The sequence below is a fragment of the Streptomyces cellostaticus genome (assembly GCF_023630175.1).
GTDB classification, from domain to species: Bacteria; Actinomycetota; Actinomycetes; order Streptomycetales; family Streptomycetaceae; genus Streptomyces; species Streptomyces cellostaticus_A.
The window spans coordinates 1-1368 of record NZ_JALLIN010000125.1 but is presented as its reverse complement, the minus strand read 5'-3'; the positions used below and the strand labels follow the sequence as shown (position 1 = coordinate 1368).

Sequence of the window (1368 nt, the reverse complement as noted above, 5' to 3'; positions counted from 1 at the left end):
TACTGCAGCCGCAGTTGCTGTGACGATTGGTCTGGCTGCTCGTTGAGCTGTGCATGGGTGGGGACGTCACGGTGGATGAGGTGCACCGCTGGGCGGCCGGTCTGGACGTTTTGCATGATCGGATCGCCGGGCATTTCCGCAGGTCTGAGCCGCGCCGGCGGGCAAGGGAGTATCTGCGGGGGCTGCTCGCGCCTTTGGAACGCAAGAACGGCTGGACACTGGCCGAGCAGGCTGGCGAGCTGTGCCCGGACGGCATGCAGCGGCTGCTGAACCAGGCCGACTGGGACACCGACGCGGTCCGTGACGAAGTCCGCGGCTTCGTGCTGGAGCATCTCGGCGCTGAGGACGGCGTGCTGGCCGTGGACGAGACCGGCTTCATCAAGAAGGGCACCCGGTCGGCCGGCGTGCAGCGGCAGTACACCGGCACCTCCGGGAAGATCGACAATTGCCAGCTGGGGGTGTTCCTGGCCTACGCCTCCACCAAGGGGCGGGCGTTGATCGACCGGGAGCTGTATCTGCCCACCTCCTGGACCGAGGATCCGGCCCGCCGGTCGGACGCGAGGATCGGCGAGGAGGTCGCCTTCCGCACCAAGCCGGCCCTGGCCCGCGCGATGCTGGAGCGGGCGGTTGCGGCGAACGTGCCGTTTCGCTGGGTGACCGGTGACGAGGTCTACGGCCAGGACCCCGTCCTGCGCGGCTGGCTGGCCGAGCAGCGCCTGAGCTACGTGCTGGCGATCTCCTGCAAGCACCGGTGCGGGCCGCGCGGGCAGAACGCCCGCACCGTCTCGGCGATCCTGCCCGAGCATGCCTGGGAGATCCGCTCCGCCGGTGACGGCGCCCACGGCCTGCGCGAATACGCCTGGGCCCTGGTCCCACTGCCCGGCGAGCGCGACGACGGCCTCGAAGACGCCCTGCTGATCCGCCGCAGCCTCACCGACGGCGAACGGGCCTACTACCTGGCGCATGCGCCCGCGGGCACCCCGCTGGCCGAGATCGTCCGCGCCGCCGGAGCCCGCTGGGCGATCGAGGAGTGCTTCCAGGCCGCCAAGAACGAGGCCGGCCTCGACCACTACCAAGTACGCCACTACCCGGCCTGGTACCGGCACATCACCCTGGCCATGGCCGCCGCCGCCCACCTGACCGCGGTCCGGGCCACCGCTCAGGAAAAGGGGGATACGGCCGTGATCTGATCCGACTGAGCGTGAACGAGATCCGGCGCCTGCTGAGCAGATTCACCCACGCCATCCGGCACGAAGCCGGTCACATCCTGCACTGGTCACGCTGGCGCCGCCGCCATCAACACCGCGCTCGTCTCAGCCACTACCGCCGCCGAGGCCACCGACCCCCATAACTGCGGCTGCAGTACTA

Annotated in this window: 1 protein-coding gene; it reads left to right on the top strand. The window is 70.0% G+C overall.

All coding sequences use genetic code 11. The features are described 5' to 3' along the window. Window positions 1-53 precede the first annotated feature (53 nt). Entirely contained in the window at window positions 54-1190 is a 1137-nt protein-coding gene (locus MXD57_RS31265) for an IS701 family transposase (protein ID WP_441350710.1), read from the top strand. Window positions 1191-1368 lie beyond the last annotated feature (178 nt).